This window comes from Stenotrophomonas sp. 86428_Sma (genome assembly GCF_056481585.1).
In genome coordinates, this window is sequence record NZ_CM151156.1 from 4,129,589 (window position 1) to 4,151,312 (window position 21,724).

General features: G+C 67.4%; 14 protein-coding genes. 8 read left to right on the top strand and 6 right to left on the bottom strand.

Annotated elements, in window-relative coordinates:
• The first annotated feature begins 222 nt into the window (after nt 1-222).
• Nucleotides 223-3,567 (top strand): GH92 family glycosyl hydrolase, encoded by a 3,345-nt coding sequence (locus ACZK3J_RS18980; RefSeq protein ID WP_478476171.1) that lies wholly within the window; start codon nt 223-225, stop codon nt 3,565-3,567.
• The gene (locus ACZK3J_RS18985) at nt 3,564-4,307 is read left to right on the top strand and encodes a basic secretory protein-like protein (RefSeq protein ID WP_049460793.1); all 744 of its coding nucleotides are present in this window, start codon (nt 3,564-3,566) and stop codon (nt 4,305-4,307) included. The genes ACZK3J_RS18980 and ACZK3J_RS18985 overlap by 4 nt, the downstream gene beginning before the upstream one ends.
• Before the next feature lie 591 nt (nt 4,308-4,898).
• On the opposite strand, the gene ACZK3J_RS18990 is transcribed toward ACZK3J_RS18985, so the two are convergent.
• Nucleotides 4,899-7,190, bottom strand: coding sequence for an NADP-dependent malic enzyme (locus ACZK3J_RS18990; protein WP_478476172.1), 2,292 nt, complete (start codon nt 7,188-7,190; stop codon nt 4,899-4,901).
• Nucleotides 7,191-7,420: 230 nt separating this feature from the next.
• Nucleotides 7,421-8,764 (bottom strand): dicarboxylate/amino acid:cation symporter, encoded by a 1,344-nt coding sequence (locus ACZK3J_RS18995; protein ID WP_049398388.1) that lies wholly within the window; start codon nt 8,762-8,764, stop codon nt 7,421-7,423.
• A gap of 332 nt (nt 8,765-9,096) precedes the next feature.
• On the opposite strand from ACZK3J_RS18995, the gene ACZK3J_RS19000 reads away from it, so the two are divergent.
• Complete coding sequence (locus ACZK3J_RS19000; RefSeq protein WP_478476173.1) at nt 9,097-10,266, top strand: OprO/OprP family phosphate-selective porin; 1,170 nt, start codon at nt 9,097-9,099, stop codon at nt 10,264-10,266.
• 66 nt (nt 10,267-10,332) lie between these two features.
• Nucleotides 10,333-12,975 (top strand): hybrid sensor histidine kinase/response regulator, encoded by a 2,643-nt coding sequence (locus tag ACZK3J_RS19005; RefSeq protein ID WP_369352802.1) that lies wholly within the window; start codon nt 10,333-10,335, stop codon nt 12,973-12,975.
• Nucleotides 12,976-13,613: 638 nt separating this feature from the next.
• Here the strand turns inward: ACZK3J_RS19005 and ACZK3J_RS19010 are convergent.
• Genes ACZK3J_RS19010 through ACZK3J_RS19025 form a run of 4 tightly spaced genes read right to left on the bottom strand, consistent with a single transcriptional unit; the run spans nt 13,614 to nt 17,418 of the window.
• Nucleotides 13,614-14,264 (bottom strand): response regulator, encoded by a 651-nt coding sequence (locus tag ACZK3J_RS19010; protein ID WP_005414428.1) that lies wholly within the window; start codon nt 14,262-14,264, stop codon nt 13,614-13,616.
• Nucleotides 14,265-14,292: 28 nt separating this feature from the next.
• On the bottom strand, nt 14,293-15,348 hold the full coding sequence (locus tag ACZK3J_RS19015) for an ABC transporter substrate-binding protein (protein ID WP_049400238.1): 1,056 nt from the start codon (nt 15,346-15,348) through the stop codon (nt 14,293-14,295).
• Nucleotides 15,345-16,736 (bottom strand): sensor histidine kinase N-terminal domain-containing protein, encoded by a 1,392-nt coding sequence (locus ACZK3J_RS19020; RefSeq protein ID WP_414577985.1) that lies wholly within the window; start codon nt 16,734-16,736, stop codon nt 15,345-15,347. Before ACZK3J_RS19020 ends, ACZK3J_RS19015 begins: the two co-directional genes overlap by 4 nt.
• Nucleotides 16,729-17,418 carry a response regulator transcription factor gene (locus tag ACZK3J_RS19025; protein ID WP_134950964.1) on the bottom strand — a complete coding sequence of 230 codons (690 nt, stop codon included), beginning with the start codon at nt 17,416-17,418 and terminating at the stop codon, nt 16,729-16,731. The genes ACZK3J_RS19020 and ACZK3J_RS19025 overlap by 8 nt, the downstream gene beginning before the upstream one ends.
• A 242-nt stretch (nt 17,419-17,660) precedes the next feature.
• Between ACZK3J_RS19025 and ACZK3J_RS19030 the strand changes: the two genes are divergently transcribed.
• From ACZK3J_RS19030 to ACZK3J_RS19045, 4 genes are all read left to right on the top strand, one after another.
• Nucleotides 17,661-18,800, top strand: a complete 1,140-nt coding sequence (locus ACZK3J_RS19030; RefSeq protein ID WP_414577987.1) for an OprO/OprP family phosphate-selective porin — start codon at nt 17,661-17,663, stop codon at nt 18,798-18,800.
• Between the two features lie 75 nt (nt 18,801-18,875).
• On the top strand, nt 18,876-20,204 hold the full coding sequence (locus tag ACZK3J_RS19035; RefSeq protein WP_032130486.1) for a CitMHS family transporter: 1,329 nt from the start codon (nt 18,876-18,878) through the stop codon (nt 20,202-20,204).
• Between the two features lie 25 nt (nt 20,205-20,229).
• Nucleotides 20,230-20,970: an acetoacetyl-CoA reductase gene (gene phbB, locus ACZK3J_RS19040; protein ID WP_049463659.1), complete on the top strand. Its 741-nt coding sequence runs from the start codon at nt 20,230-20,232 to the stop codon at nt 20,968-20,970.
• Nucleotides 20,971-21,177: 207 nt separating this feature from the next.
• Nucleotides 21,178-21,702 carry a hypothetical protein gene (locus ACZK3J_RS19045; RefSeq protein WP_478476174.1) on the top strand — a complete coding sequence of 175 codons (525 nt, stop codon included), beginning with the start codon at nt 21,178-21,180 and terminating at the stop codon, nt 21,700-21,702.
• Nucleotides 21,703-21,724: the final 22 nt, after the last annotated feature.

Here is a 21,724-nt window from a genome sequence, read left to right on the forward strand (position 1 = left end):
CATTTGGATCGAACTAAATGGCACTTGTCAGGTTGCCACGGCTGTTGCAGGATCGGGCCAGGTCGTAAACCGGCCCACTCCAATCCGACCCGATCGCATGGCCCGCCCCCACCGGACCGGTATCGCTTCTTCCACTGCCATCCCGGCGGGCGGAGCGATGCTGTCCGTGGTGTCCGCCGATGCGGGTTCTGCCCGCCGCCTGCCCTTCCGGGAGACCCTTGCATGACCCTGTCCGATCCACGCCGCGCCCTGCTTCCGCTCGCCCTGGCCCTGGCCTGTGCGACTACCGCGATGCCGGTGCTGGCACAGGGACTGCAGACCTCGTTCGAACCGGGCCAGCCGGCGCCGGCACCGGCCGCAGGCGCACTGCAGGTCACGATCGGCAACGGCCCTGCTGCGCCTTACGCCGCCAAGCGCAATGCGGGCTACAGCGGCCTGCATGCACTGCGCTACAGCAGCGAAGGCGGCAGCGCGCGGCGCGAACTGTTCAAGGCGGACGTGACCATCGAGGCGGATACCACCCTGTCGTGGTTGGTGCTGCCGGAGATCGTCGGCAAGGACACCGTGGCTTCGACCTATGTGTCTCTGGACCTGCTGCTGGACGATGGCAGTCGGGTTTCGGCCGGCGCTGCGCGTGACCAGCATGGGGTGGCCCTCGGCGCCCGCGCGCAGGGCGATTCGAAGACGCTGTATCCGCAGCAGTGGGCGCGCAAGGCGGTGCGGCTGGGCGACGTGCCCGCGCTGAAGGGCCGCCGCGTGGTGGCGATCGAACTGGACGTGGCCAGTGCCGACGGTGCACCGGTCTCGGGCTGGATCGATGACGTGCGCCTGGACACAGTGCCACGTCAGCAGCCAGCGCGCGTCTCCGACTGGGTGCTGACCACCCGTGGCACCCAGGCCAACGGCACCTTCTCGCGCGGCAACAATTTCCCGGCCACCGCGGTACCGCACGGATTCAACTTCTGGACCCCGGTGACCGATGCTGGCGCACTGAACTGGCTGTACCGCTGGAACGAACAGAACGACGCACAGAACCGCCCGCAGCTGCAGGCGCTTGCGCTGAGCCATCAGCCCAGCCCGTGGATGGGCGACCGCCAGACCTTCCAGGTGATGCCATCGGCCAGTCGTGGCGTGCCGGAGGCTGACCGCCGCAAGCGTGCCCTGTCGTTCGACCGCAGCCATGAAAGCGCCCGCCCTTACCGCTACGACGTGCGCTTCGACAACGGCGTCGCGGCTTCGATCGCGCCGACCGACCATGCCGCGCTGTTCCGCTTTGACTTCCCGGAGGACGGCGACGCCAACCTGCTGTTCGACAACGTCGATGCACGTGGCGGCCTGACTCTGGACGCCGCCACGCAGACGCTGTCCAGCTACACCGACACGCGCAGCGGCCTGTCCAACGGCGCCAGCCGCATGTACGTGGTGGCCCGCTTCGACAAGCCGTGGCGCAGCAGTGGGCGCCTCGACACCGGCCGCCCGACCGGCTACATCAAGTTCGATGCCGGCAGCGACCGGCGGGTGACCATGCGCATCGCCACTTCGCTGATCTCGGTGGAGCAGGCACGACACAACCTGGCGCTGGAAATCGCCGCCACCGATACGCTGGAGAGCGTGGCCGGCCGTGCGCAGGATGCATGGGATGCGCGCCTGGCCCGTTTCGACATCGGCGATGCCAGCGACGACCAGAAGACCACGCTGTACTCCAGCCTGTACCGGCTGTTCGTGTACCCCAATTCCGGCCATGAGAACGTGGGCAGCGCCGCCGCACCGGAGTGGCGCTACGCCAACCAGGCCAGCGCCAGCGATGACAACACCGAGGGCAGCGCGACCCGCAGCTATGCCGCCGTGCGCGACGGCAAGGTATTCGTCAACAACGGCTTCTGGGACACCTTCCGCACCACCTGGCCGGCCTATGCGCTGTTCACGCCCGACGATGCCGGGCAGCTGGTGCAGGGCTTCATCGAGCAGTACCGCGCCGGCGGCTGGATCGCACGCTGGTCATCGCCGGGCTACGCTGATCTGATGGTCGGCACCAGCTCCGATGTGGCCTTCGCCGATGCATGGCTGAAGGGCGTCGGCGGTTTCGATCCGGCCGAGGCCTATGCCGCCGCGCTGAAGAACGCGACCGTGGTGCCGCCGGACCGCCATGTCGGCCGCAAGGGCATGAACCGTTCGACCTTCCGCGGCTATGCCAGCGCCGACGTGCACGAAGGCATGTCGTGGACGATGGAAGGCGCACTCAATGACTTTGGCATCGCCAACATGGCCGATGCCCTGGCCAAGCGCGCGACCGCGCCCGCCGCACGCGAGCGCTACAGCACCGAGGCCGACTACTTCCGCCATCGCGCCGCCAGTTACGCGACGATGTTCGATCCGGCGGCAGGCTTCTTCCAGGGCCGCAAGGCCGATGGTCGCTGGCGCGTGGACGCAAAGGCCTACGATCCGCGCGTGTGGGGCCACGACTACACCGAATCCAATGGCTGGACCTTCGCCTTCACCGCCGCCCACGATGGCGAAGGCCTGGCCGCGTTGTATGGCGGCCGCGAAAAGCTGGCGGCGAAGCTGGATACCTTCTTCGCCACACCTGAAACCGCGGACCCGGCACTGGCCGGCTCGTACGGCGGCACCATCCACGAGATGACCGAAGCGCGCGACGTGCGCATGGGCATGTATGCGCACAGCAACCAGCCGGCGCACCACATCCCGTGGATGTACCTGTACGCCGGGCAGCCGTGGAAGACCCAGCAGCACGTGCGCGAGATCCTGTCGCGGTTGTACGTCGGCAGCGAGATCGGCCAGGGCTACCCGGGCGACGAGGACAATGGCGAGACCTCGGCATGGTACGTACTGGCCTCGCTGGGCCTGTACCCGCTGCGCATGGGCGCCCCGGAGTACGTGATCGGCTCGCCGGCATTCGAGCATGCACGGGTGGAGCTGCAGGGTGGCGCGGTGCTGACCGTGAACGCGGCCAACAACTCGCGTGAGAACGTCTACGTGCAGTCGCTGAAGATCAACGGTACGCCGTGGACGAAGACCTGGGTGCCGCACGACCTGATCGCCAAGGGCGCGACCCTCGACTTCGTGATGGGACCCCGCCCCTCGCGCTGGGGCAGCGGCGTGGACGATGTGCCGCGCTCGTTGACCGCGCGCGGCCAGCACCCGCAGCTGCTGCACGACCTGCTCGGCAGCGGCGCGAAGGCGACGCTGGCCGATGGCCGTACCCTGCCCGCGCTGGTCGATGACGATGCCGGCACCACAGTGGGTCTGGGCGCCGGTGCAACCATCGCGCTGACCGGCCTGGCCGAGGGCACCCCGACGATGTACACGCTGACCAGCGGTGACGGCCGCATCCAGGGCGGTGAATGGACGCTGGAGGCGCGCAACGGCGGCGGCAGCTGGGCCGTGCTCGACCAGCGCAGCGGCGAAGACTTCGAATCCGCCCGCCAGACCCGTCCGTTCCGCATCGCCAAACCTGGTCGTTACGGCGAGTACCGCCTGCGCCTGGCGGCACCGGCACGGCTGCCGCTGGCGGAGATCGAACTGCTGGCGGCCGGCACCGTACAATGAGCTGCATGCGCTTCCGTCTACTGCCTCTGGCCCTTGTTGCCCTGTCCTTCTCAAGCTTCGGCCAGACCCAGGCGTTCGATACGCAGCTGACCCGCGACGGCGTGACGCTGAACTACCAGGACGCCCGTGGCGCCCTGGCCGCACCGCAGCGCAAGCGGGTGATCGATACGTTCTTCTTCGCGTACCTGCGCGAACGTGCGGACTTCCATCCCGCTGCGCCGTCAATGGTGCGTATCGTGATCGATCCGGCCTACACCGGCATCGCCTTCGTCGGCGACAAGGACCAGGCAGCGACGATCACCATCAATCCGGGTTGGCTGGAGCAGCATCCGAACGACATCGACCTGGTCACCCATGAGGCGATGCACATCGTGCAGGGGTATCCCGGCTATGGCGATGCACGGGTACCGGGCTGGCTGGTGGAAGGCATCGCCGACTACGCGCGCGACCGCTACGGCATGGACAATGCCGCGGCCGGTTGGGCACTGCCCGGCAAGGTCGAGAAGGGGCAGAACGTGGACAGCGGCTACCGGGTGACCGGTGCGTTCCTGAAGTGGGCGGAGGCGGAACATCCCGGCCTGGTGCTGGCACTGGACAAGGCCCTGCGCGACGGCCGCTATGCACCGGCGCTGTGGCAGAAGCATACCGGCAAGGCACTGCCGGCGCTGTGGGCGCAGTACGCCAAGCCGCGTTCGGACGCACCACCGCCGGCGCCGGCACGGCGCGGCAAGCGGCACTGACACCCACGCACCGCACGTTCGCCGGGCATTGCCCGGCGCTACCGCATTGCTGCCTCAGCGCGACTGCACGAAACCTGCGTAGAGCGCGAACAGCTGCTGGAAATACCGCCGGGTCACTCGATTGCGCATGACACTTTCGCCGATGGGGAGGTGGTCGGGCCCAGGGTGGGAAGGCCGGTCCGGTCCCTTCCCACGGCCGGGCCGCGTGGGCGTATTGGGCCGCAATGGCGTTGCAGGGAAATGACCGGGTTGCGTAGCGCGTGTGGCACAGCCCGGAGGTAGAGCCGGCCGCTGGCCGGCTGCCGTCGTGCGCCTGGACATCATCGGGGTTGCCGGCCAGCGGCCGGCACTACCCGTTTCCGCTTTGCGGAAACAGAAACGCGCAGCGACCGCGGCGATTGCGAAATGACCGGGTTGCGTAGCGCGTGCGGCACAGCCCGGAGGTAGAGCCGGCCGCTGGCCGGCTGCCGTTGTGCGCCTGAACATCATTGGGGGTTGCCGGCCAGCGGCCGGCACTACCCGTTTCCGCTTTGCGGAAACAGAAACGCGCCCCGGGGGGCGCGCTTCTGCAGCTGACGCTGGAAAGAAGGCTTACGCCTTCTTTTCCGCTTCCAGCTGCTTGCGGATCTGCGCATCCACCGCCGCAATGGCGGTCATGTTCAGGATCCTGCGCGAGGTCGCGCTGGTGGTCAGGATATGCACCGGCTTGTTCACGCCCATCAGGATCGGGCCGATCGCCACGCCGTCGGTGAACACACGCACCAGGTTGTAGGCGATGTTGGCCGCTTCCAGGTTCGGCAGCACGAACAGGTTGGCTCGACCCTGCAGGGTCGAGCCCGGCAGCAGCTTCTGGCGCAGCGCTTCGTCCCACGCGGTGTCGCCCTGCATCTCGCCGTCCACGTTCAGACGCGGGTTGCGCTTGAGCAGCAGCTCGCGTACCTGGCGCATCTTCAGCGCGTCCTTCGAATCGTGGCTGCCGAAGTTGGAGTGCGACAGCAGCGCCACCTTCGGCTCGATGCCGAACAGCTTCATGCGGTAGGCCGCCTGCAGGGTCGCTTCGCACAGCTGCTCGGCGGTCGGGTCTTCCTGCACGTGGGTATCGACGAAGAAGAACACGCCCTGCTGGTTGATCACGCCGGTCATCGCCGAGGTCGAGGTGACCTTCGGCTCCAGCGGCAGCACGCTGCGCACGTAACCCAGCTTCTTGTGGAAGCGGCCGACGATGCCGGTCAGCATCGCATCGGCTTCGCCACGGGCCACCATCACCGCCGCGATCAGGGTCGGGCGCGAACGCATCAGGTTCTTCGCCGCGGCCACGGTCACGCCACGACGGCCGGTCAGGCCGTGGTAGTACTGCCAGTATTCGTTGAAGCGCGGGTCGTCGTTGATGTTGGTGACTTCAACGTTCTCGCCGATCCTCAGGCGCAGGCCGAGGCGTTCGATGCGCGATTCGATCACTTCCGGGCGGCCGATCAGGATCGGGTGTGCCAGGCCGTCGTCGACCACGTTCTGCACCGCCTGCAGCACCACTTCCTCTTCGCCCTCGGCGTACACCACGCGCTGCTTGTCGCTGCGCGCGCGGTCGTAGACCGGCTTCATCATCAGGCTGGTGCGGTAGACGAACTGGGCCAGCTTGTCACGGTAGGCGCCCATGTCCTCGATCGGGCGCGAGGCCACGCCCGAGTCCATCGCGGCCTGGGCCACGGCGGCCGACAACTCCACCAGCAGGCGGCGGTCGAACGGGCGCGGAATCAGGTATTCGCGGCCGAAGCTCGGGGTCTCGCCGCCATAGGCCGAACCCATGTCGGTGGCCGCACGACGCGCCAGCGCCGCAATGGCGCGCACGCAGGCGATCTTCATTTCCTCGTTGATCGCGGTGGCGCCTACGTCCAGCGCACCGCGGAACAGGTACGGGAAGCACAGCACGTTGTTGACCTGGTTCGGGTAGTCCGAACGGCCGGTGCCGATGATCGCGTCCGGACGGGCGGCGCGCGCCACCTCCGGCATGATTTCCGGGGTCGGGTTGGCCAGCGCGAAGATCACCGGGTCCGGCGCCATGGTCTTGACCATGTCGGCAGTCAGGATGCCCGGTGCCGACAGGCCCAGGAAGATGTCCGCGCCGTCGACGATCTCGGCCAGGGTGCGCTTGTCGGTGTCGCGCGCATAGCGCTGCTTTTCCGGATCCAGGTCGGTACGACCGGTGTGGATCACGCCCTCGCGGTCGAAGGCGAGGATGTTTTCCGGCTTCAGGCCCAGCTGCACCAGCATGTTCACGCAGGAAATGCCGGCTGCGCCCATGCCCGTGGTCGCCAGCTTCACTTCCTCGATCTTCTTGCCGGTGATCGCCATGGCGTTGAGCACGGCCGCGCCGACGATGATCGCCGTGCCGTGCTGGTCGTCATGGAACACCGGGATCTTCATGCGCTCGCGCAGCTTGCGCTCGACCACGAAGCATTCCGGCGCCTTGATGTCTTCCAGGTTGATGCCGCCGAAGGTCGGCTCCAGCGAGGCGATGATGTCGACCAGCTTGTCCGGGTCGGTCTCGTCCACTTCGATGTCGAACACATCGATGCCGGCGAACTTCTGGAACAGCACGCCCTTGCCTTCCATCACCGGCTTGCCGGCCAGCGCGCCGATGTTGCCCAGGCCCAGCACCGCGGTGCCGTTGGAGATCACCGCCACCAGGTTGCCGCGGGCGGTCAGCTCGCTGGCCTGCTGCGGGTCGGCCTTGATCGCTTCACAGGCGTACGCCACGCCCGGCGAATACGCCAGCGACAGGTCGCGCTGGGTCAGCATGGGCTTGGTAGCGGAAACCTTGATCTTTCCCGGCGGGGACATCCGGTGGTAATCGAGGGCGGCCTGTTTGAAATCTTCGTTGGACATCGATGTGGGTTACATGAATGGGCAGAAGGGACAGGGGATGATACCCCCGTTGGAGCGTCTGGACCTGTCGCTATCCTGTCGCAGGCATGCTGCGACCGCACAATTCCGTGCCGTATGCGACGGTACCGCGACACCAGCTTCGGTGCGTCCCATGACAGCCATGGGACGCCTTGAAACGCCGCGGGGCCGTACCACTGTCGTGATCGGCCCCGCGGTACCACACACCTGGATCAGCCCCTGGCCGGCAGCGCCTCGGGCACGGCATCGATCAGCGGCGGCAGTTCGCTTTCGCGGCCATCCAGCGCCAGCTTCAGGCGGTTGCGGTCCAGCGCCCCCTCCCAGCGCGAGACCACCACGGTGGCCACGGCGTTGCCGATGAAGTTGGTCAGCGAGCGGCACTCGCTCATGAAGCGGTCCACGCCCAGGATCAGCGCCATGCCGGCCACCGGCACCTCCGGCACCACGGCCAGGGTGGCGGCCAGGGTGATGAAGCCGGCGCCGGTGACGCCGGCCGCTCCCTTGGAGCTGAGCATGGCGACCAGCAGCAGGGCAATCTGATGGCCCAGGGTCAGTTCGGTGTTGGTGGCCTGGGCGATGAACAGCGCCGCCAGGGTCATGTAGATGTTGGTGCCGTCCAGGTTGAACGAGTAGCCGGTCGGGACCACCAGGCCCACCACCGACTTGCTGCAGCCGGCGCGTTCCATCTTCTCCATCAGCGACGGCAGCGCCGACTCCGACGAGGAGGTGCCCAGCACCAGCAGCAGTTCGGCCTTCAGGTAGCGCGCCAGCTTGAACACCGAGAAGCCGCACAGGCGGCAGACCAGGCCCAGGATGACCGCCACGAACAGGAAGGCGGTGAGGTAGAACGAACCCACCAGCCAGGCCAGGTTGATCAGCGAGCCAACACCGTACTTGCCGATGGTGAAGGCGATTGCGCCGAAGGCACCGATCGGCGCGGCCTTCATCAGGATGTGGACCAGCTTGAACACCGGGGCGACCAGCGCCTCCAGGAAGTTCACGATCGGCTTGCCCTTCTCGCCCACCGATGCCAGCGCGATGCCGAACAGCACGGCCACGAACAGCACCTGCAGGATGTTGCCATCGACGAACGCGCTGAGCAGCGTCTTCGGGATGATGTCCATCAGGAAGCCGACCAGGGTCAGGTCATGCGACTTCTCGACGTAGCTGTGCACCGCGGTCTGGTCCAGCTCGGCCGGATTGATGTTCATGCCGGCGCCGGGCTGCACCACGTGCGCCACGATCATGCCGACGATCAGCGCCAGCGTGGAGAAGAACAGGAAGTACGCCATCGCCTTGGCGAATACGCGGCCCACCGTGCGCAGGTGGGTCATGCCGGCGATGCCGGTGACGATGGTCAGGAAGATCACCGGTGCGATGATCATCTTCACCAGGTTGATGAAGGCATCGCCGAGCGGCTTCATCTTCTCGCCGATCAACGGTTCGTAGTGGCCGAGGATGGCGCCCAGGACGATCGCCACGATCACCTGGAAGTACAGCTGGCGATAGATCGGCAACGGCTTTGCAGGCACCGGTGCTGCGGTCGGGATGTGCATGGCGGACTCCGGAAGGGGCGTTTTCAGGCACGTACGGCCCCGGGACTGCACGGGAACCGTTACCGTGGAAACTGACCGCAGGCCCTGTGCAGCACGCGCAGGGGGTGCGACCAATGGACGCCTTTGTACGCGCCGGGCACGCTGGCGCAGATAACCTATTGGTACTAGCCCCCCGGTTCAGGTGGCCGCGATGCCTACACTGGCGCCGCACCGCCCGATCACGGGGAGGCCGGTGGCCCGAGCTGAACGGCCGGGCGCGTCATTGCGAAAGTTCCGGCCCTTGCGGCCGTTGTTGTCCTGTCCACACGCAATCTGAGAGAGCCGCACCCAACATGCGCCCGATTCCCACCTTGCTGGCCCTGTCGCTGGCCGCGCTTCCCGCCTTCGCTTCGGCTGCCGATTTCGACAACTGGCCGACCAAGTACGCCTTCGGCGACGGCACCGAGCTGGCCGCTACCGCCAACATCGCCTACGACTACAACGATTTCTCCTCGGGCAGTGGCCTTGAGGACGACGACGCCGTGCGCCGCAAGGAGTTCGGTGCGACGCTGAAGAAGAAGGGCGCCTACGACGCGATGGTCTATTACGACTTCCAGTCCGATACCTGGCTGGACGTGTTCGTGCGCTTCGAAAGCAAGGCCTTCTTCGGCCGCGACATCGGCCGCTTCCGCTTCGGCTACATGAAGACCCCGGTCGGCCTGGACGCGAACACGTCCTCGCGCGCCGGCAGCTTCCTGGAAACCGCGCTGCCGGTGCAGGCCTTCTACGCTGGCCGCCGCACGGGTGTGGAATGGGTGCTTGAGCGCCCGCAGTACCTGCTGCAGGCCGGCGCCTATGGCGGCAAGGACCTGCAGGGTGACAACCCGGGCACCACCCAGGCCGTGCGTGCGGTGTGGACCCCGGTGAAGGCGCCGGGTGACGTGATCCACCTGGGCCTGGCCTACTCGCAGGAAAATCCGCGCGGTTACAGCGATGGCCGCGACGTGCACCACGAGGCCAGCGCGCGCCTGCGCGCACGTCCGGAAGCCGGCCTGACCGACATCCGCTATGTCGATTCCGGCGCGCTGGTCACCGCCGACCAGATCCGCCGCACCGGCCTGGAAGGCATCTGGATCCGCGGCCCGTTCTCGGTGCAGGCCGAAGCCCTGCGCGCCACGGTCACCCGCCATGACGGCAAGCCCGACTACACCGGCAGCGGCCAGTACGCGATGGCGAGCTGGGTGCTGACCGGCGAATCGCGCCCGTACAACGCCGGTGCGGTGGCCAACATCAAGCCGGCGCACGACTACGGCGCGGTGGAACTGGTGGCCCGTTACAGCCGCATGGACCTCGACGATGGCAGCATCCTCGGCGGCCGCCAGCACGACCTCACTCTGGGTGCGAACTGGTACCTGACCAGCCACTTCAAGTTCCAGGCCAACTACGTCAAGGTCGACGCCAGCCGTCGCGGCGTGCGCAGCACGCCGGAGATCTTCGAACTGCGCGCGCAGATGCACTTCTGACCCCTTCCACGTCAGATCCCGGCGGGCGTGTACGCCACGCCCGCCGGCCCTGCGTAGACTGCCGCCATGTACTGGCTCAGCCGCCACCGGATGCTGTTGCTGACCATCGCGGTGATGGTCGGCGGCACCATGCTGTGTGCGGTCGCCGCCGGCCACTACGCCTGGCGGCGCGCCCTCGGTGAGGAAAGCAGCCAGGTACAACGCCAGCTGCAGTTGTATGGCCAGGGCCTGCAGCAGCGCATCGACCGCTTCGGCACGCTGCCGCAGGTACTGGCACTGGATCCGGATCTGCTGCACGCCCTGCGTGTGCAGCCCTCGCCCACCGAACGGCAGCGGCTGAACCTCAAGCTGCAACGCGCCAATGAAGTCACCCGTGCCTCGACCCTGACCCTGGTCGGTCACGATGGCGTGGCGGTGGCGGCGAGCAACTGGGACCAGCCGACCACCAACGTCGGTGAGAACTACAGCTATCGTCCCTATTACCGCCAGGCGCTGGCCCAGGGCCGCGGCCGCTTCTACGGCATCGGCATGACCACCGGCGTGCCCGGCTACTACCTGTCGCAGGCCATCGAGGAAGACGGCAAGCGGCTCGGCGTGGTGGTGATCAAGGTCGAGCTGTCGGCGCTGGAGCAGGAGTGGCTGAGCAGCCCTGACGTGGTGCTGGCCAGCGACGACCACGACGTGGTGTTCCTGGCCAACCGTGACAGCTGGCGCTACCGCCTGCTGCGCCCACTGGGCGCCGATGAGCGCCGCGAGATGCTGGACGCCCGCCAGTACGCTGATCGCACCCTGCAGCCGCTGCGCGCACGTACCGAGGATGTACTGGCCGATGGCGGCCGCATGGTGCGCCTGCTGGACCCGGCATTGCCGCAGCCGATGCTGTGGCAGAGCCTTGCGCTGCCGGCCGAAGACTGGAACCTGCACCTGCTGCACGACGCCAGTGCCGCCACCGCCGCCGGCCGTGCGGCCGCGCTTACCGGAGGTGCTGCGTGGCTGGCGCTGGGCTTCCTGGTGCTGTTCGTGCAGCAGCGCCGGCGCCTGGCCAAGCATCGCCTGCGCAGCCGCCGCGAGCTGGAAACCCTGCTCAAGCAGCATGCACAGGAACTGCGCACCGCACAGGATGGCCTGCTGCAGGCCGCCACCGATGCCGACAGCGGCCTAAGCCGCAGCCTTGAACACCTGCCGCAGGGCGTGGTGGTGATCGACCGGGACCTGCGTCTGGTCGCATGGAATTCGCGCTACCTGGAACTGTTCCGTTTCCCGCTGGACCTGGTGCGCGTGGGGCGGCCCATCGAGGAACTGTTCCGCTTCAACGCACGCCGTGGCCTGCTCGGTCCCGGCCCAGTCGACGAGGCCATCGAGCGTCGCCTCAACCACCTGCGCAGCGGCCGTCCGCACATGCGCGAAAGTGAGAAGGACGACGGTACGGTGCTGGAAATCCGCGGCAACCCGCTGCCCGACGGCGGTTTCGTCACCAGCTACGCCGACATCACCAGCTACAAGAATGCTGCACGCGAACTGCGCTCGCTGGCCGATGCACTGGAACACCGCATCGCCGAACGTACCCACGACCTGGACGAAGCACGCCGCGAGGCCGAACAGGCCAACCGCTACAAGACCCGCTTCGTCGCCTCGGCCGTGCACGACCTGCTGCAACCACTCAACGCAGCACGCATGTTCGTCTCGGTGCTGCGCGGCAAGCTGAGCGACCCGGCGCAGCAGCAGACCAGCGATCACATCGACGCTGCATTGGCCGCGCAGGATGCGATCCTCAACAGCCTGCTGGATATCGCGCGGCTGGAATCGGGCAGCCTGCCGACCCGTGTGCAGGCGTTCCGGCTCGGGCCGCTGCTGCAGACACTGGCGCGCGAATTCGGCATCGCCGCGCAGTCACGTGGCCTGGTGGTGGACTGGGTCGATACCGATGCGGTGGTGGTCAGCGATGAAGCGCTGCTGCGCCGCATCCTGCAGAATTTCCTGTCCAACGCGCTGCGCTACAGCGAACGTGGCCGCGTGCTTCTGGGCTGCCGTCGCCGCGAAGGCCTGCTGTGGATCGAAGTGCACGACCAGGGCCCCGGCATCCCCGATGCGTTGCAGGGCGAGATCTTCGAGGAATTCCGCCGCCTGCACGACGGCCAGCAGCGCGGTGCCGGCCTTGGCCTGGCCATCGTCGACCGCATCGGCCGCCTGCTCGGACATCCGATCCGGCTGCGCTCGCAGCTGGGCCAGGGCAGCGTGTTCGCCGTGGGCGTGCCGTTCGGCGACGCCAGCGCGATACCCGCCACCGCGCCCGCGCCGGTGCTGGCGCAGGAACCGGCGGCGGACAACCCGCTGCGAGGGCGCCGGGTGTGGGTGATCGATGACGATCCGCACGTGTGCGCGGCCAGCCGCGCGCTGCTGGAGCGCTGGGGCTGCGAGGTGCTGCTGGCCGATGGCCCGCAGGCAGCGCTGCAGTTGGCCACGACGGCAACCGTGCCGGAGCTGGTGCTGCTGGATGTGCGCATGGGCGATCACCACGGGCCGGTGCTGTACGAGACATTGGCAGAGCTGTGGCGGGCCCGCCCGCCGGTGGTGCTGGTCACTGCCGAGCGCGATGCGGGATTGCGTGAGATGGCTGCCGAGCGTGGCTGGGGAATGATGGCCAAGCCGGTGAAGCCGCCGGCGCTGCGGGCGCTGATGAGTCAGTTGTTGATCCGGCATCGCGGGTAGTTTCCAGCCAACGGCGCAGCCCCTCGTGGGTGGTGTCTGGTTGGTCGTGGAAAGCAGAAGCCGTGGTGGGCCGGTCGGGTTGGGTGCACGGGGGACGCCGTGAATCCATCCCTGGAGGCTTGGCAGCCGCATCCATGCGGCTGACACCCCCGCGAACCCAACCCGACCGGCCTCTGACAGATTTCGGTGGCCTGCCACCCACGGAGAAGAAAAAGAAGAACAAAAGCCGGTCGCGCGCTGCGCTTGCTCGTGTAGAGCCGAGCCCATGCTCGGCATCGCGGACCGGCCGCAAAGCAGCCGAGCGTGGGCTCGGCTCTACAAAAGGCGGCCTGCCAGGCTGCCTTTGCTTTTGATGTTCTTTTCTCTTCCGTGGATGGATGCGCACGGAACCTGTCCGTGGCCGGGCAGGTGGGCTGCGTAGGGGCGTGAGCCGCATGGGCCCGAGGCATGCCTCGGGCGGGTTGGGCAGGACGCCCAACCCCGGTCTTGCCGTGTGCGCAGGACTGCGCACACGAGCAAGCGGCGACCGAGCTTACATGGACGTACTTGCAGCGGCCCCTGTGCAGTCCACCTGCCCGGCCTCACCCATGAACTGCTCTACGTGTCCACCCACGAGGGGCTGCGCCGTTGGCTGGAAACTACAACCCGATGCCCGCGTCGCCTTCCGGCTCCAGCGCCTTCACCAGCACTGCCGCCTGCGTGCGGCTATGGCATTCGAGCTTCTTCAGGATCGCGGTGACATGCACCTTCACCGTGTTCTCGGCCAATCCCAGCGTATAGGCGATCTGTTTGTTGAGCAGGCCATCGGCCAGGCACAGCAACACGCGGAACTGCTGCGGGGTCAGCTGGGCCAGGCGGCTGGCCAGCAGGGCGTCGGCCTCGGAGCGTTCGGCGGCCATCGCCGGGAACCACAATCCACCATCGAGCACCGCCTGCACGGCCTCGCCAATGGTCTCGGCCGGGGCCGACTTCGGGATGAAACCGGCGGCACCGAACTGCTGGGCGCGGCGAATCACACGGGGGTGGTCGTTGGACGAGAGGATCACCACCGGAATGTCCGGATGCGAGCCGCGCACGTGCAGCAGCGCGGAGAAACCGTGTGCACCGGGCATGGTCAGGTCGAGCAGCACCAGGTCCACGTCCGGGTGCGCGTCGAGGGCTTCGGCCAATGCCTCGGCGCTGGCGACCTCGCGCACCTGCGCCAGCGGCAGGCTCTGCCGCAATGACTGCACCACCGCCGAACGCAGCAGCGGGTGGTCATCGGCGATCAGGATGGTGTATTCGCTCATGCCGCCATTGTACGGGCAGGCCGTCGCCTCAGCGCCCTGCCGGCTCCACGCTGCTGCGCCAGGCATCGAGGAACTGGCGGCGCTTGAGTGCATCCAGGTACACCAGCAGGCCCGGGCCCAGCTGGATCGGGCGGCGGCTGCGGCCGGGCGCATCGTCGCCACGTGCGCTGCCGGTGACGATCGGCATCAGCCGTGCCTCGCGTGACAGCACCTGCTGGCCACGCGGCGACAACAGGTAGTCGAGGAAGCGCCGGGCTTCTTCCGGGTGTGGGCCGGTGCGTGGAATCACCGCGGTACGCAGTACCACCAGCGTGTAGTCCTCGGGCTCCACAATCGCCAGCGGAGCACCCGCGTCGATGCGCGCCTGCGCGTAAGAGCCGAGCACGTTGTAGACCAGCGACAGCTGTCCGCTGGCCACCTTGTCCAGCAGCACGCCGGTGCGCTCCTCGCGCACCACATCGTTGTCGCCCAGCGCGCCCAGCAGCGCACCGGCGATGCTGCCACGCTGCGCATCCTGCGTTGACAGCAGGTAGCCGACGCTGCTGCGTTCGATGTCATAGGTGCCGACCCTGCCGCGCAGCGGTGCGCCTTCGGCGCGCAACCGGTCCAGCAGTTGCCGGCGCGTGTGCGGCACCCTCGCAGCCGTCAGCGCGCGGGTGTTGTAGACCATCACCACCGGCTCGTAGCTGATGCCGAATGCCTCGTTGCGCCACTGCGCCCAGGCCGGCAGCGCGGCGGTCTGCGCGGAGCGGTGCGGCAGTGCATGACCATCGTTGACCAGCTTGGTCTGCAGGTCCATGCCACTGGAGATCAGCAGGTCCGGCGATGCCGGTCCGCCGCGGTCGTGCAGGTACCGCGCGTACAGGTCCTGGGTGATGATGTCCTCGTACACCACTTCGGTGCCCGGGTGCAGCCGCTGGTAATCGGCGATGACCACCGCGAACACTTCGATGTCGGTGGTGCCGTGGATGCGCAGCTGCGCCGTGGTCTTTGCCTGTGCGGGAAAACGGCGCACATCGCCGGGCGCAGCCAGCACCGGCAGGGCCAACAGCAAGGCAACGGCAGCAGTGAACAGGCGGATCATGGACTGCTCCGGGGCAGGCGGATGGTGGCGATCAGCCCGCCCTGAGGACGATTGCTGAGGTCGATGCGGCCACCGTGGCTGTCGACCACACGCTTGACGATGGCAAGGCCCAGCCCGGCGCCGCCGGACGGCGCGCCCTCGCCACGGGCGAAGCGCTCGAACACGCGTTCGGCATCGGCGGCGGCAATGCCGGCACCGTGGTCGGCGATAGTCAGCACGGCCTGCCCGCCTTCCACGGTCAATGCGATCTGCAACGGCCCATCACCACCGTACTTCAACGCGTTGTCGACCAGGTTCTTGATCGCCTCGCGCAGCAGCAGCGCATCGCCATGCACCTGTACCGGCTCGGCGGTCATCGCCAGCTGCACGCGCGGCGCCGGGCCGGCCTGCGGCAGCGCTTCATGCAGGGCCTGGTGCACGGTCTCGGCCAGATCCACTGCAGCAAAGCGCTGCAGATGCGAACGATGGATCACGCTGGCATCGCTGAGCAACTGATTCAACAACCGGCTCATGTGGGTGGCGTTGCGCTCGATCGCCTGCAGGCTGCGCCGCATGTCTTCGGGATCGTCGTCATCCAGCGCCAGCTGTGCCTGCGCACGCAATGCCGCCAACGGCGTGCGCATCTGGTGCGCGGCCTCGGCCATGAACGCACGCAAGGTCTCGTTGCTGCTGGACAGGCGTTCCATGAAGCGGTTCAACGCCGCCACCATCTGGTCCATCTCGCGCGGTACACGGGCATCCAGCGGCTTCAGGTCAGAGGGCTCGCGGCGTGACAGCTCGCGTTCCACCCGCACCAATGGCCGGAATGCGCGATGCACGCCAAAGGCCACCAGCGCCAGCAGCAGGCCGGACAGCACACCGACCGCCAGCAGTGCGCGGTTGACCATGTCCTGCGCGACCGCTTCACGCGCACGCCGGGTCTGGCCGACCTGCACCTGTACTTCGCCCTGCGCCGAGGCGGCGGCGAAACTGCGGCCGACCACCACGAAGCGCACGGTCTCGCCACTGTACGCCGCATCAAACAGCTGCGGTTGCGTGCCGGGCCGGCGCGGCGGCGCCGGCAGGTCGCCATAGCCGGTGATCAGGTTGCCACGGCTGTCGGCGACCCGATAGAACACGCGGTCTTCCGGGGCCATCGCCAGCAGGTCCAGCGCCGCATAGGGCAGATCGACCTGCCATTGGCCATCGACCAGGGCCACCGAATCGGCAATGGACAACGCCGAGGACACCAACAGGTGATCGTAGGAACGGTTGGCGGCGCGCTGGCCATAGCCGCGCGCGGCAAACAGCAGAGCCACCGCGAACACCGCCAGCAACGCGCCGAGGTAGAGCAGCAGCGTGCGCCGCAGCGAGCCCGGTGCGGCGTTCGCGGTCCGCGCGTCAGCCATTGGCGTCGGCGCTGTCATCACTGGCTTCCAGCAGGTAGCCAACGCCGCGCACCGTGGTGATGCGCAGCGGTGCACCTGCCAGCTTCTTTCTCAGGCGCCCCACATACAGCTCGATGGCATTCGGGCCGGCCTCGTCGTCGAAGCCGAACAGGCCATTGCCTATCTCATCCTTGCCGACCACCTGGCCGAGGCGGCCGACCAGAATCTCCAGCAGCCGGTACTCGCGGTTCGGCAGTTCGATCGGTTCGCCGTCGAGGCTGACCCGGTGCGCGGCATTGTCGAACTGGAAGCCACCGATCTGCACCACTTCGCTGGCCTGGCCGCGCGCGCGTCGCAGCAGCACGCGGCAGCGCGCTTCGAACTCGCGGAAATCGAACGGCTTGCCCAGGTAATCGTCGGCGCCGACGTCCAGCGCCTGCACACGGTCTTCGATGCCGTCGCGCGCGGTCAGCATCAGCACCGGTGTGCTGTCGCCGCGCTCGCGCATGCCGGCCAGCACGCGCAGGCCATCGAGCTTGGGCAGGCCGATATCCAGAACCACCAGGTCGAAGCTCTGGTAGCGCAGCACGCTGGCGGCGGCCAGGCCATCGGCCTGCCAGTCCACGGCGTGCCCACTGCGGCGCATGCGGCGGATGATCGCATCGGCCAGATCCGGGTTGTCTTCGACCAGCAGCAGGCGCATGGGCACGGGGGTGGGAGGGGAAACGAATGCTACCGCATGCCGCCGCCGCGCTTGCCGGGCGTGGCCCAGTGAGCGCAGTGGCCGGTTTTACGCTGCACCGCACAATCCGTTGACAGGACGATGACAGCTACGGCAACCCAGACTGCGGCCGCGCACCGTCCGGTGCCCACGATTGCCGCGCGCCTGGCGCGCACCTGGGAGGGTTTGTGGAATTCACGTTTGCCTGGCGGCGCCCTGCCGCCATGATGGCGCTGGCTGCCCTGTCGGCGCCGGCCTTTGCCGCCGAAGACGATCGTCCGGTCACGGCTTCGCTCGGAGGCCGCCTGCACCTGGACTTCGCCACCTTCGACAACGACAACCGCGGTACGCCGAACAAGGATGACACCGAGATCCGCCGTGCCTGGGTCGATGTGTCCGGCAAGTTCTTCGTGGTCGACTACAAGCTGGAAGCCGATTTCTCCGGCGACCGCGTCGAGGCCAAGGACGTGTACCTGGCACGCAGCTTCGGCAAGGCCGGCAAGCTCACCGTGGGCCAGTTCAAGCAGTACTTCTCGCTGGATGACCGCACCAGCTCCAACTACGGCAGCTTCCTGGAGCGCGGCAACGCCGGCACCACGCTGGCGCCGCTGTATCGCCTGGGCGCATCGTGGCAGGCCAACCCCGGCGACTTCACCTGGGCGGCCAGCATCTACAGCCTGGAAAGCATCGACGCCTGGCAGGTGAAGGGCCGCGCCGCCGGTGGCCGCGTCACCTGGGCGCCCTCGCCCAGCGATGGCGACGTGCTGCACCTGGGCCTGTCGCTGGCCCGTGAGGCCTACGACAACCCCGGCGCCAATGGCGTGCCTGGCCTGCGCATCCGCCCGCGCCCGGCCGGCCACCTGTCCGACGAGAGCCGCCTGACCCTGGTCGACTTCTCCGCCGGCCGCGATACCGACGTCAACAAGTGGTCGCTGGAATACGCGCAGGTGCGCGGCCCGCTGTCGTGGCAGGGCGAGTTCAGTGGCGCCACCTTCGATGACGGCGCGCAGCGCGGCGACGTGATGGCCGCCTACGGCATGCTCAGCTGGTTCATCACCGGCGAAAGCCGCGCCTACGACCGCAAGACCGGCCGCTTCGCGCGGGTGAAGGACATCCGCCACAGGGCCGGTGCCTTCGAAGTGGCGCTGCGCTACGACCAGATGTGGGGCGCACAGCACCTCGACGGTGCCCCCGACCTGCGCCGCGGCAGCACCGAAGCATGGACGCTGGGTGGCAACTGGTACCTGCGCGACAACCTGCGCTTCATGCTCAACGTGATCGAAAGCCGCAACCGCGACCGCCTCGCCGGGGTCACGGTGGACCGCACGCGTGCGGTCACCGGCCGCCTGCAGTACGACTTCTAAGCCCGACATTCCGGGCATTCCGCCCGGGCCCCTTCCACTCCCCCACGTCCTGTATTCGCAAGGAGTCCGCAGATGATGCTGAGCATCCTCGGCTTTGGCATGGTCATTACGTTCATGTACTTGATCATGAGCAAACGCCTGTCGCCGCTCGTCGCCCTGATCACCATCCCCATCCTGTTCGCGCTGATCGGCGGCTTCGGCGCCAACATCGACGAGATGATGCTGGAGGGCATCAAGAAGATCGCGCCGACCGGTGTGATGCTGATGTTCGCCATCCTCTACTTTGGGGTGATGATCGACGCCGGCCTGTTCGATCCGCTGGTGCGGGTGATCCTGCGCTTCGTCAAGGGCGATCCGATGAAGATCGTGCTCGGCACCGCGGTGCTGGCGATGCTGATCTCGCTCGACGGTGATGGCTCGACCACCTACATGATCACCGTCTCGGCGATGCTGCCGCTGTACCAGCGGCTGGGTATGAACGCGCTGAACATGACCTGCGTGACCATCCTCGCCGGCGGCGTGATGAACCTGACCCCGTGGGGCGGCCCGACCGCCCGCGCGGCCACCGCGCTGCACGTGGACCCCGCCGATGTGTTCGTGCCGCTGATCCCGTCGATGGTGATCGCCTGTGCCGGCGTGCTGCTGCTGGCCTGGTACCTGGGCCTGAAGGAACGCCGTCGCCTCGGCGTGGTGACCCTGCCCAAGGGTGGCAGCTGGATGGACAACAGCGTGTCCGACGACAGCAACCCGCTGCCGACCGTGGAAGACGCCGAGGACATCAAGCGTCCGAAGCTGCTGTGGGTCAACCTGGCCCTGACCGTGGCGCTGATGACGGCGCTGATCATCGGCGTGCTGCCGATGCCGGTGCTGTTCATGGTCGGCTTCGCCATCGCCCTGGTGATCAACTACCCGAACCTGGCCGAACAGCGCCGCCGCGTAGTCAACCACGCCGGCAACGTGCTGTCGGTGGTGTCGCTGATCTTCGCCGCAGGCATCTTCACCGGCATCCTCAACAACACCGGCATGGTCGAAGCGATGTCGCACAGCTTCCTGGCGGTGATCCCGGAATCGTGGGGCCCGTACCTGGCGGTGATCACCGCAGTAGCGTCGATGCCGTTCACCTTCTTCATGTCCAACGACGCGTTCTACTTCGGCGTGCTGCCGATCCTGTCCGAGGCCGCCGGCAACTACGGCATCACCCCGGTGGAGATGGCGCGCGCCTCGCTGGCCGGCCAGCCGGTGCACCTGCTCAGCCCGCTGGTGCCGTCCACCTACCTGCTGGTGGGCCTGGCCAAGGTCGAGTTCGCCGACCACCAGAAGTTCACCCTGAAGTGGGCCATCGCCATCTCGATGCTGCTGATGGTCGGCAGCCTGCTGTTCGGCCTGTACCCGCTCGCGGCCTGATCCCTTACCAAAGGAGCCTTCTGCAATGACGCTTCGAATCGCTTACGTCACCAGCGGCATGGGCAGTGTCGGTACTGCCATCTGCCAGAGCCTGGCCCGCAGCGGCCACACCGTGGTTGCCGGTTGCGCGCCGAACTCACCGCGCAAGGCCAACTGGCTGCGCGAGCAGCGCGAACAGGGCTTCGACTTCATCGCCTCCGAAGGCAACGCGACCGACTGGGCCTCGACCAGCGCGGCGTTCGCCAAGGTCCGCGCCGAAGTCGGTGAAGTGGACGTGCTGGTCAACAACTCCGGTGGCAGCCGCGACCTGCTGTTCCGGCAGATGACGGTGGAGGACTGGAACGCGGTGATTGCCTCCAACCTCAATGCGCTGTTCAACCTCACCAAGCAGGTGGTCGATGGCATGGCCACGCGTGGCTGGGGCCGCATCATCAACATTGGTTCGGTCAGCGCCCACAAGGGCCAGATCGGCCAGGTGAACTACGCCACCGCCAAGGCCGCGATGCATGGTTTCAGCCGTGCGCTGGCCGCCGAAGTGGCCTCACGCGGGGTCACCGTCAACACGCTGTCGCCGGGCTACATCGCCAGCCAGGCGATCAGCAGCTTCCCGCCGGACGTGCTGGACCGGCTGGCCGCCTCGGTGCCGGTGCGACGCCTGGGCCGTCCGGAAGAAGTGGCCGGCCTGTGCTCATGGCTGGCCTCGGATGAAGCCTCGTACGTGACCGGCGCCGACTATCCGGTCAACGGTGGCCTGTACATGGGTTGAGCCCGTCTCCACGCAGCGCGTGGACCGCCTCCCCCACGGAGTGCGCGGGGCCGGTGAACCTTCGCTTGCGAGGGAGATCCGGCCCCTTTTTGTTTCTGCATTTCTGAGACGCACTTCCCGATGCATCGGCAGAACCGGTGCTATACCTGCCAGCGCTTGCCGCGCCCAATGGACGAACGGCTGACATCGCGGATCAAGGAGGTTGGCATGCGTGCAATGCTGATTGCGCTTCTTGCGGTCGCCACCACGCCACTGGCGGCAACCCCACCCGCTGCCACTGCAGAAGAGGCGGACGCAACCTGGCGGCTCGTGGAGCGCTGGTCCTTCCAACTGGCACGCTCTGACCTTGTCGCGCAGCTGTCACCCCTGGCTCCAGCCGGCTCGCGTTCGGAAGCAGGAAGGGGCCGGGGCGACAGCGCCACCATCGATCTGGCGCCATTCGTGGTCGCCGGAAGGATCAAGGGGCCTTCTGGCCAGATCCACACCGACGCGTCGGGGCGAATCATCAAAGGCATTACGCTGTCGCTGGGCGGCGCCTGCATCTCGCGAAAGCAGATGGGTCGTCGCTACCCCGACTTCAACGTCCTTTCCGTCCCGTCAGGGCATAGTCTGGACGAGTCGACGGTGTTCGGCACGGTAGTGAACGGCATCCAGATCGGGTTCTCATTCTCCGAACATGATCGTGACTGCATGGACCAGCTCAAATTCAGCTGGCCCGGTGAGCGCTTCTGATTCTCTCCGGCATACCACCATG

Coding starts and splice junctions, on each gene's coding strand:
- ACZK3J_RS18980 (WP_478476171.1), top strand. CDS start 223: ATGACCCTGTCCGATCCACGCCGCGCCCTGCTTCCGCTCGCCCTGGCC.
- phbB (WP_049463659.1), top strand. CDS start 20,230: ATGACGCTTCGAATCGCTTACGTCACCAGCGGCATGGGCAGTGTCGGT.
- ACZK3J_RS18990 (WP_478476172.1), bottom strand. CDS start 7,190: ATGTCCAACGAAGATTTCAAACAGGCCGCCCTCGATTACCACCGGATG.
- ACZK3J_RS19000 (WP_478476173.1), top strand. CDS start 9,097: ATGCGCCCGATTCCCACCTTGCTGGCCCTGTCGCTGGCCGCGCTTCCC.
- ACZK3J_RS19010 (WP_005414428.1), bottom strand. CDS start 14,264: ATGAGCGAATACACCATCCTGATCGCCGATGACCACCCGCTGCTGCGT.
- ACZK3J_RS19030 (WP_414577987.1), top strand. CDS start 17,661: ATGATGGCGCTGGCTGCCCTGTCGGCGCCGGCCTTTGCCGCCGAAGAC.
- ACZK3J_RS19025 (WP_134950964.1), bottom strand. CDS start 17,418: ATGCGCCTGCTGCTGGTCGAAGACAACCCGGATCTGGCCGATGCGATC.
- ACZK3J_RS19035 (WP_032130486.1), top strand. CDS start 18,876: ATGCTGAGCATCCTCGGCTTTGGCATGGTCATTACGTTCATGTACTTG.
- ACZK3J_RS19015 (WP_049400238.1), bottom strand. CDS start 15,348: ATGATCCGCCTGTTCACTGCTGCCGTTGCCTTGCTGTTGGCCCTGCCG.
- ACZK3J_RS19020 (WP_414577985.1), bottom strand. CDS start 16,736: ATGGCTGACGCGCGGACCGCGAACGCCGCACCGGGCTCGCTGCGGCGC.
- ACZK3J_RS18985 (WP_049460793.1), top strand. CDS start 3,564: ATGAGCTGCATGCGCTTCCGTCTACTGCCTCTGGCCCTTGTTGCCCTG.
- ACZK3J_RS18995 (WP_049398388.1), bottom strand. CDS start 8,764: ATGCACATCCCGACCGCAGCACCGGTGCCTGCAAAGCCGTTGCCGATC.
- ACZK3J_RS19045 (WP_478476174.1), top strand. CDS start 21,178: ATGCGTGCAATGCTGATTGCGCTTCTTGCGGTCGCCACCACGCCACTG.
- ACZK3J_RS19005 (WP_369352802.1), top strand. CDS start 10,333: ATGTACTGGCTCAGCCGCCACCGGATGCTGTTGCTGACCATCGCGGTG.